15 protein-coding genes are annotated in these 15000 nt (G+C 69.5%); 11 read left to right on the top strand and 4 right to left on the bottom strand.

From position 1 onward, the window contains the following. The first annotated feature begins 170 nt into the window (after window positions 1–170). The 4 genes from AC07YS_RS18030 to AC07YS_RS18015 all read left to right on the top strand — a co-directional run bounded on the left by AC07YS_RS18030 (window position 171) and on the right by AC07YS_RS18015 (window position 3801). On the top strand, window positions 171–1457 hold the full coding sequence (locus tag AC07YS_RS18030) for an arsenic transporter (protein WP_495268687.1): 1287 nt from the start codon (window positions 171–173) through the stop codon (window positions 1455–1457). A gap of 36 nt (window positions 1458–1493) precedes the next feature. After that, window positions 1494–1925 carry an arsenate reductase (glutaredoxin) gene (arsC, locus tag AC07YS_RS18025; protein ID WP_495268686.1) on the top strand — a complete coding sequence of 144 codons (432 nt, stop codon included), beginning with the start codon at window positions 1494–1496 and terminating at the stop codon, window positions 1923–1925. Continuing rightward, window positions 1909–2628: an arsenical resistance protein ArsH gene (gene arsH, locus AC07YS_RS18020; RefSeq protein WP_495268685.1), complete on the top strand. Its 720-nt coding sequence runs from the start codon at window positions 1909–1911 to the stop codon at window positions 2626–2628. The genes arsC and arsH overlap by 17 nt, the downstream gene beginning before the upstream one ends. A gap of 147 nt (window positions 2629–2775) precedes the next feature. Continuing rightward, complete coding sequence (locus AC07YS_RS18015; protein WP_492695080.1) at window positions 2776–3801, top strand: AraC family transcriptional regulator; 1026 nt, start codon at window positions 2776–2778, stop codon at window positions 3799–3801. A 6-nt stretch (window positions 3802–3807) separates the two neighbouring features. Here the strand turns inward: AC07YS_RS18015 and AC07YS_RS18010 are convergent, their stop codons facing one another. Next, the gene (locus AC07YS_RS18010; RefSeq protein WP_354347304.1) at window positions 3808–4995 is read right to left on the bottom strand and encodes an ABC transporter substrate-binding protein; all 1188 of its coding nucleotides are present in this window, start codon (window positions 4993–4995) and stop codon (window positions 3808–3810) included. A 186-nt stretch (window positions 4996–5181) separates the two neighbouring features. Here AC07YS_RS18010 and AC07YS_RS18005 point away from each other — a divergent pair, with 186 nt between their 5' ends. The 6 genes from AC07YS_RS18005 to AC07YS_RS17980 are packed head-to-tail and all read left to right on the top strand — an operon-like array spanning window position 5182 to window position 10639. Continuing rightward, window positions 5182–6444: a dienelactone hydrolase family protein gene (locus AC07YS_RS18005; protein WP_495268684.1), complete on the top strand. Its 1263-nt coding sequence runs from the start codon at window positions 5182–5184 to the stop codon at window positions 6442–6444. After that, window positions 6441–7406 carry a PDR/VanB family oxidoreductase gene (locus AC07YS_RS18000; RefSeq protein WP_495268683.1) on the top strand — a complete coding sequence of 322 codons (966 nt, stop codon included), beginning with the start codon at window positions 6441–6443 and terminating at the stop codon, window positions 7404–7406. Before AC07YS_RS18005 ends, AC07YS_RS18000 begins: the two co-directional genes overlap by 4 nt. Before the next feature lie 23 nt (window positions 7407–7429). After that, window positions 7430–8785 (top strand): aromatic ring-hydroxylating dioxygenase subunit alpha, encoded by a 1356-nt coding sequence (locus tag AC07YS_RS17995; protein ID WP_495268682.1) that lies wholly within the window; start codon window positions 7430–7432, stop codon window positions 8783–8785. Further along, the gene (locus AC07YS_RS17990; protein ID WP_159272640.1) at window positions 8782–9267 is read left to right on the top strand and encodes an aromatic-ring-hydroxylating dioxygenase subunit beta; all 486 of its coding nucleotides are present in this window, start codon (window positions 8782–8784) and stop codon (window positions 9265–9267) included. The genes AC07YS_RS17995 and AC07YS_RS17990 overlap by 4 nt, the downstream gene beginning before the upstream one ends. Further along, window positions 9264–9857, top strand: coding sequence for a cysteine hydrolase family protein (locus AC07YS_RS17985; protein WP_492685100.1), 594 nt, complete (start codon window positions 9264–9266; stop codon window positions 9855–9857). Before AC07YS_RS17990 ends, AC07YS_RS17985 begins: the two co-directional genes overlap by 4 nt. Further along, window positions 9854–10639 (top strand): SDR family oxidoreductase, encoded by a 786-nt coding sequence (locus tag AC07YS_RS17980; protein WP_495268681.1) that lies wholly within the window; start codon window positions 9854–9856, stop codon window positions 10637–10639. Before AC07YS_RS17985 ends, AC07YS_RS17980 begins: the two co-directional genes overlap by 4 nt. 7 nt (window positions 10640–10646) lie before the next feature. On the opposite strand, the gene AC07YS_RS17975 is transcribed toward AC07YS_RS17980, so the two are convergent. Then, on the bottom strand, window positions 10647–11645 hold the full coding sequence (locus AC07YS_RS17975) for an AraC-like ligand-binding domain-containing protein (protein ID WP_495268680.1): 999 nt from the start codon (window positions 11643–11645) through the stop codon (window positions 10647–10649). Window positions 11646–11773: 128 nt separating this feature from the next. Here AC07YS_RS17975 and gnd point away from each other — a divergent pair, with 128 nt between their 5' ends. After that, window positions 11774–13195, top strand: coding sequence for a decarboxylating NADP(+)-dependent phosphogluconate dehydrogenase (gnd, locus tag AC07YS_RS17970; RefSeq protein ID WP_495268679.1), 1422 nt, complete (start codon window positions 11774–11776; stop codon window positions 13193–13195). A gap of 143 nt (window positions 13196–13338) precedes the next feature. Here the strand turns inward: gnd and AC07YS_RS17965 are convergent, their stop codons facing one another. Next, window positions 13339–13848, bottom strand: coding sequence for a gluconokinase (locus AC07YS_RS17965; RefSeq protein WP_495268678.1), 510 nt, complete (start codon window positions 13846–13848; stop codon window positions 13339–13341). 113 nt (window positions 13849–13961) lie between these two features. Further along, window positions 13962–14792, bottom strand: a complete 831-nt coding sequence (locus AC07YS_RS17960) for a helix-turn-helix transcriptional regulator (protein WP_495268677.1) — start codon at window positions 14790–14792, stop codon at window positions 13962–13964. Window positions 14793–15000 lie beyond the last annotated feature (208 nt).

Below are 15000 nucleotides of genomic sequence, written 5' to 3'. Positions count from 1 at the left end.
CGTGAGCATGGGGCAGTGCAGTCGTTGATCGGCGCGCACCAACAGCGCGTCCCCGTGCGCAGGACACTGGGTGCTTCCCGCAGCGAAATCAAGGAGGAGGCCGCAGGCCGGGGGGACATTCGCGGAGGGAAGTACCCGGTGGCCTGTGCACACGCCCTGAACAGAAGAACATGATCCCCGCCCTCCTCATCTTCATCTTCACGCTCGTGCTCGTCATCTGGCAGCCACGCGGCCTCGGCATCGGCTGGAGCGCCTCCCTGGGCGCCGTCATCGCCCTGCTCTTCGGCGTGGTGCAGCTCACCGACATCCCCGTCGTCTGGGCCATCGTCTGGAACGCCACCGCGACCTTCATTGCCGTCATCCTCATCAGCCTGCTGCTCGACGAGGCCGGCTTCTTCGAATGGGCCGCCCTGCACGTGGCCCGCTGGGGTCGCGGCAACGGCCGCCGGCTGTTCGCCTTCATCGTGCTGCTGGGCGCGGCGGTCTCGGCCCTCTTTGCCAACGACGGCGCGGCGCTGATCCTCACGCCCATCGTGATGGCCATGCTCGTGGCGCTCGGCTTCACGCCGGCGACCACCCTGGCCTTCGTCATGGCGGCGGGCTTCATTGCCGACACGGCCAGCCTGCCGCTCATCGTGTCGAACCTCGTGAACATCGTGTCGGCCGACTTCTTCGGCATCGGTTTCAACGCCTACGCCTCGGTGATGGTGCCGGTCAACGTCGCGGCCGTGCTCGCGAGCCTGGGCGTGCTGCTGTGGTGCTTCCGGCGCGACCTTCCCGCGCACTACGACATGGCCCGCCTCAAGAATCCCGCCGACGCGATCCGCGACCGCGACACCTTCCGCGCCGGCTGGGTCGTGCTCGCGCTGCTGCTCGTGGGCTTCTTCGGCCTGGAGCCGCTGGGCGTGCCGGTGAGCGCCGTGGCCGCCTTCGGCGCGGTGATCCTGCTCGCGGTGGCGGCGCGCGGCCCGATGATCGGCACGCGCCAGGTGCTGCGCGGCGCGCCCTGGCAGATCGTCGTCTTCTCGCTGGGCATGTACCTCGTGGTCTACGGGCTGCGCAACGCCGGGCTCACCGGCCAGATCGCCACGCTGCTGAACCTGTTCGCGCAGGGCGGCGTCTGGGGCGCGGCCATGGGCACCGGCTTTCTCGCGGCGGTGCTCTCCTCGGTCATGAACAACATGCCGACCGTGCTGGTCGGTGCGCTGTCGATCGAGGCCTCGGGCGCCGTGGGCCTCGTGAAGGAGGCGATGGTCTATGCCAACGTGATCGGCTGCGACCTCGGCCCGAAGATCACGCCCATCGGCAGCCTTGCCACGCTGCTGTGGCTGCACGTGCTCGCGAAGAAGGGCATGACCATCACCTGGGGCCACTACTTCCGCATCGGCATCGTGCTGACCCTGCCCGTGCTGGCCGCGACGCTCGCCGCGCTGGCGCTGCGGCTCAGCCTGGGCTGACCCTTCTTTCGTTTCTTCTTCTCCAACGAGCCTGCCATGAGCGACATCACCATCTATCACAACCCCGCCTGCGGCACCTCGCGCAACGTGCTCGCGCTGATCCGCAACACGGGCGACGAGCCCGCCGTCATCGAGTACCTGAAGACCCCGCCCGACCGCGCCACGCTCACGCAGCTGATCGCGGCGATGGGCGTGCCCGTGCGTGAGGTGCTGCGCCAGAAGGGCACGCCGTACGACGAGCTGGGCCTGGGCGATCCGAAGTGGCGCGACGAACAGCTCATCGACTTCATGCTGCAGCACCCGATCCTCATCAACCGCCCCATCGTCGTCACGCCGCTCGGCACGCGCCTGTGCCGGCCTTCGGAAGCCGTGCTCGACATCCTGCCCAAGCCGCAGCAAGGCGCGTTCGCCAAGGAAGACGGCGAAGCCGTGATCGACGCGAAAGGCCAGCGTGTCGCCAAGCCCTGATCTCCCGCAGCTCGACGCCGACGCGTTCCGTGTCCCTCGCCTGCAGGAGCTGCTTCCCACCGCACGCGCCACGCACGCACCACGCATCCTGCTGCTGTACGGATCGCTGCGCGAGCGCTCCTACAGCCGCCTGCTGACCGAAGAGGCCGCGCGCCTGCTGCGCGCCATGGGTGCCGAGCCCCGCATCTACGACCCGCGCGGCCTGCCGCTGCCCGACGGCGAACCCGAAGACCATCCGAAGGTGCAGGAGCTGCGCGATCTTGCGCAGTGGGCCGAGGGCATGGTGTGGACCTCGCCCGAACGCCACGGCGCGATGACCGGGATCATGAAGGCGCAGATCGACTGGATTCCGCTGGCCGTCGGCTCGGTGCGGCCCACGCAGGGCAAGACGCTCGCGGTGATGGAAGTGTCGGGCGGCTCGCAGTCGTTCAACGCGGTGAACCAGCTGCGCGTGCTGGGCCGATGGATGCGCATGATCACCATCCCCAACCAGTCGTCGGTGGCCAAGGCCTTTCTCGAATTCGACGACGCGGGCCGCATGAAGCCCTCGCCCTACTACGAGCGCGTGGTCGACGTGATGGAAGAGCTGGTGAAGTTCACGCTGCTCACACGCGACTGCGCGGACCACCTGGTCGATCGCTACAGCGAGCGGCGCGAGAACGCCGAAGCGCTGTCGAAGCGAGTGAATCTCCGCAGCATCTAGACACAACCCGGGCAAGCTTCTTGCAACGGGGACGCCCGTTGCCCGGGCAACTCCCATGGCGGCGCGCGGCGCACCCACGTAGATTCCAGCGTAGAAAAAAGCGTCCGTTTCCGTCGCTTTCCCCACTTTGGCCCCGCAGGAGTGTCCATGGACGCATGGTCGAGTCAGCAACTGTCCCCGCTGTACAGGCGCGAGGTCTTCCGCTCGCGCGAGGCCGAAGAGACGCACGCGCGCGTGGCCCATGAGCTGAAGCCGCACCGCAGCGTGTGGCGCTCGGGCGATGTCGACGCGATCTTCTGCCGCGCCGAGATGAGCGCACTGTCGCTGTGCATCCTGCGCTACGGCTGCGACGTCGACATCGAGCCCGATGCGCTCGGCAACTTCGTGCTGGTGCAGATGCCGCTGCGCGGCCGTGCCGACATCCACACCGGCGGGCAGACGCTGCAGATCCACCCCGGCCAGGGCGCCATCATTTCGGCCCACAAGCCGGTGCGCCTGCGCTGGCATGCCGACTGCGAACAGCTGATGCTGAAGATCGAACTCAGCCGCCTGCAGGAGGTGGCGCGCCATGCCTTCGCGCTGCGCGGCGGCGACACCGTGGGCGAGATCGATTTCGACATGCCCCTGCGCCTGGACGACGCGGCGGGCACGCAGTGGTGCCGCATGGTGGCAAGCCTGGCTTCTCTGCTGCCGCCCACGGAGTTCGAGCGCTACGACCCGCGCTGGCTCGCGCACTGCGAAGACAACCTCATGCTCTACCTGCTGTGCCACCGGCCGAACTCGGTGCTGCAGCGGCATGCCGACGCGCAGCGCGGCACCGAAGAAACCAGCCTGCGGCAGCTGCGCCGGGCCGAAGAGTTCATGCGCGAACGGCTCGACTCGCTGCTCTCACTCGAAGAGGTGGCGCAGGCCGCGGGCGTCACGCGCCGCGGCCTCGCCCTGCTCTTCAGGCGCCACCGCGACCTGTCGCCCGGCGAGGTGCTGCGCAACATGCGGCTCGATGCCGCGCACGCGCAGCTGACGCGGCACGACGGCGCCAGCGTCACCGAGGTGGCGCTGAACTGCGGCTTCTCGCACCTGAGCCGCTTTGCCGCCTGCTACCGCGAGCGCTTCGGGCAGCTGCCGCGCGACACCTCGCGCGATCCCGCACGGCTGCCCGCCGCGCGGCACTGAAACGCCTCAGGACTTCATCGCGCACTGCACAGCGGTGCGGTCCTGGTAGCGCTCCAGCACGGTGCCGATCACCTTGTTGGCGATGCGTCCGCTGCCGTCCTTGGCGACCACGCGCAGGTAGTAGTTCTGGATCGGGAAGTTGTTGGGCCCGTAGCGGAAATCGCCGCGCACCGACTTGTAGTTGGCCGCCCTGATCGCCTTGAGCAGCGCGGGCTTGTCGGCCACCTTGCCGCCGACGTCACGCACGGCCGCATCCATCGCCATGAGCACGTCGTAGGCCTGGCCGGCGTAGAACGACGGGTTGCGCCCGTTGTTCTGCTGGCGGAACGCGGCCACGAAGCGCTGGTTGGCCGGGTTGTCGAGGTCGAACGACCAGTGCGCGGTGTTGAAGAGGCCCAGCATCGGCTCGCCGACGGCGGGAATCATGTCTTCGTCGGCCGAGAACGCGGTGGAGATCAGCGCCACGTCTTTCGACAGCCCCGCGCCGACGAACTGCTTGATGAAGCTCACGCCCATTGCGCCGGGCAGGAAGAAGTACAGCGCATCGGGCTTCGACGCGCGGATCTGCGCCAGCTCCGCCGAGTAGTCGAGCTGCCCGAGCTTGGTGTACAGCTCGTCGCCCACGGCGCCCTTGAAGGTGTGCTTGAAGCCGTTGATGGCGTCCTTGCCGCCGGGGTAGCTGGGCGCGATCATCGCGACCTTCTTGAAGCCCTTGTCGCTCGCGAACTTGCCGGCCGATTCGTAGTACGCGTCGTTCGGGTACGAAGCGCCGAAGAAGTACGGGTTGCAGCGCGCGCCCGAATAGTCGCTCGGGCCGGTGTTGCTCGACAGGTAGGGCACCTTGGCAGCGAAGAGCGGCGGGCCGACGGCCAGCGCGACCGACGAACCGACGGGCCCGGTGAACAAATCGATCTTGTCGCGCAGCAGCATGCGCTCGACCACCTGGCGCGCCATCTCCGGGTTGCCTGCCGTGTCGGCCTCGACGAACTCCACCGGCACGCCCCCGAGCTTGCCGCCCAGCTGCTTCATGGCCACGGCGAAGCCGGCCTTGGCCTCGGCGCCGCCGACGGCGAAGGGGCCGGACAGGTCCATCGCCAGGCCGACTTTCACGGTCTGTGCCTGCGTAGGTAAAGCCAGCGCGCCCACCAGGACGGTGAGCGCGCACAAGACGGATCGGGGCGTGGCCTGCGACATGAAAGGTCTCCTCGGGGTGAGTTTGTTGAACGTGGGGGGCAGCAAATGCAGGGCGCAGTCTCTGTGCGGCTGCGGCGCCCCGCTATCCGTTTCGTGCGGCGCAAACCGCTGCACGAAATGGACAGACAACGCCCCGGCACGCTCCCCAGAATCGCCGCCGACCCCACCACTTCAAGAGACGAACCGATGAGCAACACCATCGACATTCCCACCGGCGACGGCACCCAGACCTTTCGCGGCTACCTGGCCCTGCCGGCCTCGGGGCGCGGCCCCGGCATCGTGCTGTGCCAGGAGATCTTCGGCGTCAATGCCTACGTGCGCGAGGTGGCCGACCTCTATGCGCAGGAAGGCTACGTGGTGCTCGCGCCCGACCTGTTCTGGCGCATGGAGCCCGGTGTCGATCTGGGCTACTCGCCCGAAGACTGGCAGCGCGCTTTCGGCTTCTTCCAGAAGTTCGACATCGAAGCCGGCGTGGCCGACGTCACGGCGAGCGTGAAGGCGCTGCGCGCGCACCCGGCCTGCACCGGCAAGGTCGGCGCACTGGGCTTCTGCCTCGGCGGCAAGCTGGCCTACCTGGCCGCCGCGCATTCGGGCGTGGACGCGGCCGTGGGCTACTACGGCGTGGGCATCGAGGGCGCGCTCGACCTCGTGCCGCAAATCAAATGCCCGATCGCCCTGCACTTTGCGGAGCTCGACCAGTTCTGCCCGCCCGAGGCCCGCGCCCAGGTGCTCGAAGCCTTCGCCGGCCAGCCCGAGGCGCAGATGTACGTTTACCCCGGCGTCGACCATGCGTTTGCACGCACCGGCGGCGAGCACTTCGACAAGCCCTCCACGCTGATGGCGCACCAGCGCTCGATGGCGCTGTTCAAGGACGCGATCGGCCCGGTGTACGACCTCTCGGCGCTGTGGGACAAGCACTGCGAGTACGAATTCGCCACGCGCGACGTGGTCGCCACCATGGCCACGATGGTGAGCGAGCCCTACGTGAACCACATCCCGACCATGACCGGCGGCGTGGGCGCCAAGGAGCTGTCGCGCTTCTACAAGCACCACTTCATTCCGAGCACGCCGCCCGACACACGGCTCACGCCCATCTCGCGCACGGTGGGCGCGACGCAGATCGTGGACGAGATGCTGTTCAGCTTCACCCACACGGTCGAGATCGACTGGCTGCTCCCGGGCATCGCGCCCACCGGCAAGCCGGTGGAGATTCCGCTCGTGGCCATCGTGAAATTCCGCGGCGACAAGCTGTACCACGAGCACATCTACTGGGACCAGGCCAGCGTGCTGGTGCAGATCGGCCTGCTCGATCCGAAGGGCCTGCCCGTGGCCGGCGCCGAGACGGCGCGCAAGCTCGTCGACGAAACGCAGCCGTCGAACACACTGATGCCGCGCTGGGAAAAATCGACCGGCCTCACCATCGCCGACCCGGCGCTGCCCCTGGGATGAGCAGCGCCGCCGACATGCTGGCGCTGGTCGTGGACGCGGTCACGCCGCTCACGCCGGCCATCAAGGCCTTCGTGCTGCGCTCGGCCGACGGCGAGCCGCTGCCGCCGTTCACGCCGGGTGCGCACCTGGGCGTGCAGGTGGTGCAGGCCAACGGCCATCCGGGCCAGCGCGCGTACTCGCTCGCCAAGCCGCACGACGGCTCGGACCGCTGCGAGATCGCCGTGCTGTGCGAACCGCAGGGCGCGGGCGGCTCGGCCTGGATGCACGCGCTGCAACCGGGCACCGCACTGGTCGCGCACGCGCCGCGCAACGACTTCGCTTTGCACGCGGGCAGCGCGCCGCCGCTGCTCATCGCGGGCGGCATCGGCATCACGCCGCTGCTGTGCATGGCGCGATCGCTCGCGGCCGAAGCGCGCCCCTTCGACTTCGTCTATGCCACGCGCAGCGAAGAAGCCACGGCCTACCTGCACGAGGTGCGCGCGCTCGGCGGCACGGTGGTGCACGACGGCGGCGACCCCGCACGCGGCCTCGACCTGCGCGCGCTGCTGGCGGCGCCCATGCCCGGGCGCCACCTGCATGTGTGCGGCCCGCGCGGCATGGTGCAGGCCGTGATCGACACCGCCCGCGCGCTCGGCTGGCCCGACGACCACGTGCACTTCGAACTCTTCGCCGGCGCCATCGAGCAGGCGGGCGATGCGCCCTTCGAGGTGCGCACGCTGCGCTCGGGCAAGACGCTGACCGTGGCGCCCGACCAGAGCCTGCTCGACGTGCTCATCGCCGCCGGCCTGGACCCGCTGTACGACTGCCGCCAGGGCGACTGCGGCGTGTGCGTGGTGGACGTGGTCGAAGGCGTGCCCGACCACCGCGACCACAACCTCAGTCCGCGCGAGAAGGCGGACGGCAAGACCCTGTGCACCTGCGTGTCGCGCGCGAAGACGCCGCACCTGGTGCTCGACATCTGATGACGTTTCAGGAGACCCACCCGATGAATTCCGTGATCCCCATCATCCCCATGGCGGCGACAAGCCCGATCGACATCCAGTCGCTCGTGCAGCCCGACCGCGTGCACAAGCGCGTCTACACCGACCCCGCCATCTTCGAGCTGGAAATGGACCGCGTGTTCGGCCAGGCCTGGATCTACGTCGGCCACGAAAGCCAGGTGCCCAAGCCCGGCGACTACTTCACCACCCGCCTGGGCCGCGAGCCCGTGGTGATGGTGCGCCACACCGACGGCCAGGTGCACGTGATGTTCAACCGCTGCCCGCACAAGGGCGCCAAGCTCGTGCCCGACGGCAGCGGCAGCGCCGGCAAGTTCCTGCGCTGTCTGTACCACGGCTGGACCTTCAAGTGCGACGGCAGCCTGCTGTCGGTGCCGCTGCGCAGCGGCTACGAATGCACCGCGCTCGACCTGAAAGACCCGCAGTACGGCGTGCGCAAGGTGGCGCGCGTGGCCACGCACCGCGGCTTCGTGTTCGCGAGCCTGTCGGAAGACGGGCCGGAGCTGAAAGAATTCCTGGGTGGCGTGGCCACGTCGCTCGACAACTTCTGCGACCGCGCGCCCGAGGGCGAAGTGGAAGTGGCGGGCGGCGTTCAGCGCGTGATCCAGCGCAACAACTGGAAGATCTTCTTCGAGAACCTGCACGACACCATCCACGCCGTGGCCACGCACGAGTCGTCGTGGCGCGCGGCCAAGGAAGAGCACGAGGCCATGCCCACCGGCACGCCCAAGCCCTTCGAGGTGGTGATCGTCGACGGCAACGGCGAGCCGCTGGAGTTCTGGGAAAAGCTGGAGCTCAAGGGCTACGACCACGGCCACGGCTTCATGGAAGGCATCTTCGTGCCGCCCACCGACCCGGTGAGCCTGGCCTACGTGGCGTCGCTCGAAGCGGCGAAGGGCGCCGAACAGGCCGACGCGATCCTGCGCGTGAACCGGCACAACACCATCGTGTACCCGAGCTGCTCGCCGCACACCTCGTTCCAGCAGATCCGCGTGATCCGGCCGCTGTCGGTGGACCGCACGCTGGTCGAGATCTTCAGCTTCCGGCTCAAGGGTGCGCCCGAGGCCACCTTCCAGCGCACGCTCAAGTACACCAACATCGTCAACTCGCCCTCGTCGAACGTGATGCCCGACGACCTGGAGGCCTACAACCGCGTGCAGGAAGGCTTGGGTTCCGACGGCGGCGACTGGGTGAGCATGCACCGCGCCGCCGGGCGCGACCAGCCGCTGCCGGGCGGGCGCGCGTCCAACGGCAATAGCGAGATGCCCTCGCGCAACATGTTCGCGGCTTGGGCCGGGTACATGGGCGTCGACACGGCTGCACAGACCGGGAGCGCCGAATGAACTTCCGCGACTGGAACGAACAGCAGGACCTCACGCAGTTCCTGCACCACGAGGCGCGCCTGCTCGACGAGCACCGCTGGGACGAATGGCAGAAGCTCTTCACGCCCGACGGCCTGTACTGGGTGCCGCTGGTGCACGGCCAGGTCGACCACCTCAACCATGCGTCGCTGTTCTGCGAAGACGCCCTGCTGCGCTCGATGCGCGCGCGGCGGCTCGAGCAGGCCCGCGCCTATTCGCAGCAGCCGCCCACGCGCACCGTGCACGTGCTGGGAAACATCGCGCTCGAATCGCGCGACGACGCGGGCTGCACCGTGCGCTCGACGTTCCTGCTGCTGGAGTGGCGCAAGACCGAGCAGCGCACCTTCGGCGGCAGCGTGCTGCACACGCTGCGCCGCGCCGACGACGGCTGGCGCATCCAGACCAAGCGCGTCGACCTCGTCAACTGCGACGCGCCGCACGAAGCCCTGCAGGTGTTCCTGTGAAGGCCGCGCTGCTGGCGATGCACTACCAGAACGACGTGCTGCACGTCGACGGCAAGGTGCGCGTGGGCGTGGCCGCCGACGACCCGGCGCGCCCGCGCCTCATCGCCTCGGCCGCGCGGCTCATCGCCGGGGCGCGCGCGAACGGCGTGCCGGTGATCTTCGTGCGCATCGCCTTCGCGCCCGACTATTCGGACTGCCTGCGCAACTGCACGCTGTTCCGCCGCGTGGCCGAGAGCGGCGCGGTGCAGGAAGGCAGCTGGGGCGCGGGCTTCTACGACGAACTCGCGCCGCGGCCGGGCGAGGCCGTCGTCACCCACAAGCGCAACAACCCCTTCTGGGCCAGCGGGCTCGAAGAGGTGGTGCGCGCCACCGGCGCCAGTCGCCTGTACGTGGCCGGCATCGCGACCAACCACGTCGTCGAGCACGGCGCACGCCATGCGAGCGACCTGGGCTACGACGTGGCGGTGGTCGCCGACGCCTGCAGCACCGCACAGGCGCACCTGCAGGCGGCGAGCCTCGAAACCCTGGCGATGCTCGCGGACGTGGTGCGCGTGGACGACGCCATCGCGCAGATGGGAGGCCGGCCATGACGACGCTGCAAGGCAAGGTCGCGATCGTCACCGGCGCCGCCGCGCTGCTGGGCAGCGCCATCGTGCGCGCCTTCGTGCAGGCCGGCGCGCGCGTGGTGGCGGTCGACATCGACACGGCGCGCGGCGCCGCCTTGGCGGCCGACGTGGGCGCGGGCTGCCGCTTCGTCGCCTGCGACATCGCCTCGGACGACGCGCTCGATGCGCTCGTGACCGGCACGCTTCGCACCGAAGGCCGCATCGATTTCCTCATCAACAACGCGGTGGTCTACGGCGATGCGGGGCTGGATGCCGCGCGCGCCGACTGGCTGGGCGCGCTGAACGTCAACCTGGTCTCGGGCGCGATGCTGGTGCAGAAGACCGCCGACGCGCTGGCCGCGCACGGCGGCGCCATCGTGAACATGGGCAGCGTCGGCGGCAAGTTCGGCGCCGCGGGCCGGGCGCTGTACCCCGCGGCCAAGGCCGCCATCCTTCAACTCACGCGCAATCAGGCCGCCACGCTGGCGCCGCGGGGCGTGCGCGTGAACTCGGTGTCGCCGGGCTGGACCTGGTCGGACGCGCTGTCGCGCATGACGAACGGCGACCGCGCACGGGCCGACCGCGTCGGCGCGCCGATGCATCCGCTGGGCCGCGTGGGCGACGGCGACGACGTGGCGCAGGTGGTGCTGTTCCTGTGCTCGGACGCGGCGCGCTTCGTCACCGGTGCGGACATCCCGGTCGATGGCGGCTTCTCGATGCTGGGGCCCGACCAGGGCCGCTCGGCGCGCGACTGGTTCGGGGCCTAGCCGGCGTTCAGCCGCGCGACTGCCGCAGCGCGCCCGGCGTGCCGCCCAGGTGCCGGCGGCACAGCCGCACGAAGTGCGAGGCGTCGGCCAGCCCGACGCGCAGGCCGATCTGCGCCACGCTCAGGCGGTCGAAGCGCGCATCGGCCAGCATGCGCTGCGCCACCTGCATGCGGCAGGCGGCCAGCGCGTTGGCGAAGGTGGTGGCGCTGTGCCCTGCCCCGCCGCCTTCGGCCAGGCAACGGTGCAGGCTGCGCTCAGAGATGCCCAGCCCCTGCGCCACGGCCGCGGCCGTGAGGCCCGGCTCGGCATGGCGCTCGCGCGTGGCGTCGAGCACGCGCTGGCGCAGGGCGGCGCGGCTGCACGGGTCGGGCATGGCCACGCCACCGGTCGGGCCGAGCGCCAGGGCCAGCAGGCCGCCTAGCTGGTCGGCCAGCAACGCCGCCGGCAGCGGCGGCCGCAGGGCCACCTCGGGCGACAGCGCCTGCGCGAAGCCGCTGAGCGCCGCGCCCCAGCCGCTGTGGCCGTCGATGCGGCGCGCCACGTGGTCGCCGGCATCGGGCAGCCACGACTCGACCCACGCGGTCGGCAGCTCGATCGACACGGTGTCGGCCGACTGCTGCAGGTGGAAGGCGTAGCAGCGCCGCGAATCGACCAGCACCGCGTCGCCGGGCAGCAGGCGCGCCGAGCGCTCTTCCTGCACCGCGACCCAGGGCGAGTCGGCCTTGCACAGCAGGTAGTAGAAGTTGTGGCGGCTGTGGGCGATGGCGCGGCGCGTGCGGTACACGTCCTGCGCGCTGCCGCGCACGCGGTTCACGTGCAGCGGCCCGAGCGGCGCGGATTCGAGCGAAGCGCCGAAGCGGCCGGCCAGCGGGCTGGTCACGTCCATCTCGAGAAAGCCTTCGCAGACCGCGCCGATCCAGTAGTCCAGCCGCTGCGGCGGCGGCACGGTGTCGGTCGACCAGGTGTGGATCGCAGCAGGGGCTGCGGGCATGGCGGCGGAAGTCATCCCGCCAACATAGCCAGCCCGGGCCCGTTTGCCAAGCGGGTATAGACGCCCTCCGACGCCACGCCGCGCGGGTGCCCGGCACAATGGCCCGCTTCATCCACCGCACACGCACGAAGGGCCCGGCACACATGAGCAAGCAAAGCGATTTCGGATTGATCGGCCTGGCCGTGATGGGACAGAACCTGGTGCTGAACGTGGAAAGCCGCGGCTTCCAGGTCAGCGTCTACAACCGCACCGAGGCCACCACCGAGGCCTTCATTGCCGCCCACCCCGGCAAGCAGCTGGTGGGCGCGAAGACGCTCGAGGAGTTCGTCCAGAGCCTGGCCAAGCCCCGCAAGATCCAGATCATGGTCAAGGCCGGCGCGCCGGTCGACCAGGTGATCGAGCAGCTCATTCCGCTGCTCGACAAAGATGACATCGTCATCGACGGCGGCAACAGCCTGTACACCGACACCGAGCGCCGCGACGCCTACCTTGCAGCCAAGGGCCTGCGCTTCATCGGCGCGGGCGTGTCGGGCGGCGAGGAAGGCGCGCGCAAGGGGCCATCGATCATGCCGGGCGGCCCGGCGTCGACCTGGGAGGTGATGAAGCCGATCTTCGAGAGCATCGCGGCCAAGGTGGACGGCGAGCCCTGCGTGATCCACATCGGCCCGGGCGGCGCGGGGCACTACGTGAAGATGGTGCACAACGGCATCGAGTACGGCGACATGCAGCTGATCTGCGAGGCCTACAGCCTGTTCAAGGCGGCCGGCTTCTCGACCGACGAGATGGCCGCGATCTTCAACGAATGGAACGAGGGCGAGCTGCAGAGCTACCTGATCCAGATCACCGCCAAGGCGCTCGAGCAGAAAGACCCCGAAACCGGCCAGCCGGTGGTCGACCTCATCCTGGACAAGGCGGGCCAGAAAGGCACGGGCCAGTGGACGCTGCTGAACGCGGCTGAGAACGCGGTCGTCATCAGCACCATCAACGCCGCGGTCGAGGCGCGCGTGCTGTCGTCGCAGAAGAAGCAGCGCGTGGCGGCCAGCCAGTTGCTGCAGGGGCCGAAGATCGAACTGTCGCTGGAGAAAAAGGCGCTGGTGGCCAAGGTGCACGACGCGCTCTACGCCTCGAAGGCCATCAGCTACACGCAGGGCTTCGACCTGATCCAGACCATGGGCGAGAAGAAAGGCTGGCAGCTCGACCTGGGCGGCATCGCCTCGATCTGGCGCGGCGGCTGCATCATCCGCGCGCGTTTTTTGAACCGCATCACCGACGCCTTCCGCCGCGACCCGGCGCTGGGCAACCTGATGCTCGACCCGTTCTTTCAAGACCTGCTGAACCGCACGCAGCAGAACTGGCGCGAGGTGGTGGCGCTGGCGGTGAGCAACGGCATCCCGGTGCCGGCCTTCAGCGCCTCGCTGGCCTACTACGACAGCTACCGCACGGCACGCCTGAGCGCGAACCTGCTGCAGGCGCAGCGCGACTTCTTCGGGGCGCACACGTACGAGCGTGTCGACAAGCCGGAGGGCCAGTTCTTCCACACGGACTGGCCCGAAGTCATCGAATAAATAAACTGGGCTCGCCCCCAGGCTTCGCGCACTTCGTGTCGCTTCGCCAACCCCCTACCAGGGGCAACACCAGCGGCCCGGCAAAGCCGGTTCCGCGGTGTTTCTGGTGAATGCCCGGTCGCCGCCTCTTCAGGTGATGCGACTCAGCCGGCGTCGGCCAGCCAGTCGCGCACCGCACCGACCGACTGCGCCAGCGGCGCCGTCGCATCCACCGCCAGCACGCCGGCCTCGCCCACCGGCGATTCGAGCGTGGCGAACTGGTTGGCCACGAGGCTGGCCGGGAACATGTGCAAGCCAGCGCCCGCGCGCGCGGCCACGCGGCGTTCGGCTTCGGCGCGGTCGATCTGCATGAACACGAAGCGCAGGCCCGGCGCGGCGGCGCGCAACTGGTCGCGGTAGCTGCGCTTGAGCGCGGAGCAGGTCATGACGGCGCCCTGCGGCGCGTCGGCCAGGGCGCGGCCCAGCGTGGCCAGCCAGCCGGCGCGGTCGGCGTCGGTGAGCGCGATGCCGCGGCTCATCTTGTCGACGTTGGCGGGCGGATGGTGGTCATCGCCCTCGATCAGCGGCAGCCCGAACGCCGTGGCCAGCGCCGCGCCCATGCTGGACTTGCCGCAGCCCGAAACCCCCATCACCACGAGCCAGACCCTGTTCATGCGCACCCTTGACCTTTGTTGAAGCTGACAGGCGCGTGCCGGGGCCGGCACGCGCGGTCACGAATCTACCGCGTCGGCACCCGGGTGGGCGCAAAGCCGGTGCCGGCCACGGGTCAGACCAAGTGCCAGCGCCGGCTGTGCGGCCCCTGCTTCGCGAACACGTGCGCGAGGTGCTTCTTGACCGTGTTGACGCTGATGCCGAGCCGCTCGGCGATCTGCTTGTTGGTCATGTCCCGGTGCATGAGCGACAGCACCTCGTCTTCCCGTGCAGTCAGCCGGAGGGCCGGCGTGGCACCGCCGGACGCCGACCGCCCGCCGCTGGCCTTCGCGCGCAGCACGCACAGGTACAGCGCCTGCACCACCGGCCCCGGAAAGCCCAGGGTACCCGCCAGCACGGCGTCCAGCGATTGCGCGAACTGCTCGGCGCTCGCGGCCCACTCGACGCTGCCGCGCGCCTGGCTGCGGAGCGCGGCATCCAGGCCCTGCGGGGACGGCGCCTCCCAGCCGAGGAGCCAGTCGGTGGCGGGAAAGCGGCGGCGCAGACCGTCCAGGCTGGCGACGCTCTCCGGCGCCATCAGCGCGATGTCCACCAGCAGCAGACGAGGCGCCTGCGGCCGGCAGCGGGCTTCCAGCTCGAAGAGGCTGTCCACCTGCACGCACGCGACCTCGTACATCCGCCCGGCCCGCTGCCGCGAGGCCAACAGGCCCTGCCCGAACCGCGGTGACGCGCGGCTGGGGCCGGTGGCGACAAGCACCGGCACGCGGAGGTCGGCCGCAGGGCCAGGGAGGTCGGGGAACGCCGGTTGAAAACAGTCCGATGCCAACAGCGCGGGTGGCACGGAGGGCGCGAACGGCGACAGGGGACGCAAGCCCTGCATGAACGGCAGCGGGTCTGCGTTCCACGCAGGTTCCAGCCCAGCAGACGGCAGTGGGACTTGTTCCATGGTTTCCCTCCGAGGTGCCTATTGGGAGGCAGCCGGAGCTTAATGATAAAGACCACAAATTCCTGCAGACAGGTCTGCCGACCTCGCAAGGTATCAAAGGGTAAGGGCGCGCGATCGGCGCGGCGCATCACCCAATGGGTGACAACTTTTATCCTATGGACAGGGCGCAGCCCGGCGGTTCAGCATTCCTCTCTGCTGATATGTGAAC

Source organism: Variovorax sp. GW458-11-26-14-LB1, from assembly GCF_059423965.1.
This window is presented reverse-complemented; position numbering and strand designations above follow the sequence as displayed.

Bases quoted from the DNA above. Each gene is read 5' to 3' on its own strand.
- AC07YS_RS18030 (WP_495268687.1), top strand. From the start codon at position 171: ATGATCCCCGCCCTCCTCATCTTCATCTTCACGCTCGTGCTCGTCATC.
- arsC (WP_495268686.1), top strand. From the start codon at position 1,494: ATGAGCGACATCACCATCTATCACAACCCCGCCTGCGGCACCTCGCGC.
- AC07YS_RS18015 (WP_492695080.1), top strand. From the start codon at position 2,776: ATGGACGCATGGTCGAGTCAGCAACTGTCCCCGCTGTACAGGCGCGAG.
- AC07YS_RS18010 (WP_354347304.1), bottom strand. From the start codon at position 4,995: ATGTCGCAGGCCACGCCCCGATCCGTCTTGTGCGCGCTCACCGTCCTG.
- AC07YS_RS18005 (WP_495268684.1), top strand. From the start codon at position 5,182: ATGAGCAACACCATCGACATTCCCACCGGCGACGGCACCCAGACCTTT.
- AC07YS_RS18000 (WP_495268683.1), top strand. From the start codon at position 6,441: ATGAGCAGCGCCGCCGACATGCTGGCGCTGGTCGTGGACGCGGTCACG.
- AC07YS_RS17995 (WP_495268682.1), top strand. From the start codon at position 7,430: ATGAATTCCGTGATCCCCATCATCCCCATGGCGGCGACAAGCCCGATC.
- AC07YS_RS17990 (WP_159272640.1), top strand. From the start codon at position 8,782: ATGAACTTCCGCGACTGGAACGAACAGCAGGACCTCACGCAGTTCCTG.
- AC07YS_RS17980 (WP_495268681.1), top strand. From the start codon at position 9,854: ATGACGACGCTGCAAGGCAAGGTCGCGATCGTCACCGGCGCCGCCGCG.
- AC07YS_RS17975 (WP_495268680.1), bottom strand. From the start codon at position 11,645: ATGACTTCCGCCGCCATGCCCGCAGCCCCTGCTGCGATCCACACCTGG.
- gnd (WP_495268679.1), top strand. From the start codon at position 11,774: ATGAGCAAGCAAAGCGATTTCGGATTGATCGGCCTGGCCGTGATGGGA.
- AC07YS_RS17965 (WP_495268678.1), bottom strand. From the start codon at position 13,848: ATGAACAGGGTCTGGCTCGTGGTGATGGGGGTTTCGGGCTGCGGCAAG.
- AC07YS_RS17960 (WP_495268677.1), bottom strand. From the start codon at position 14,792: ATGGAACAAGTCCCACTGCCGTCTGCTGGGCTGGAACCTGCGTGGAAC.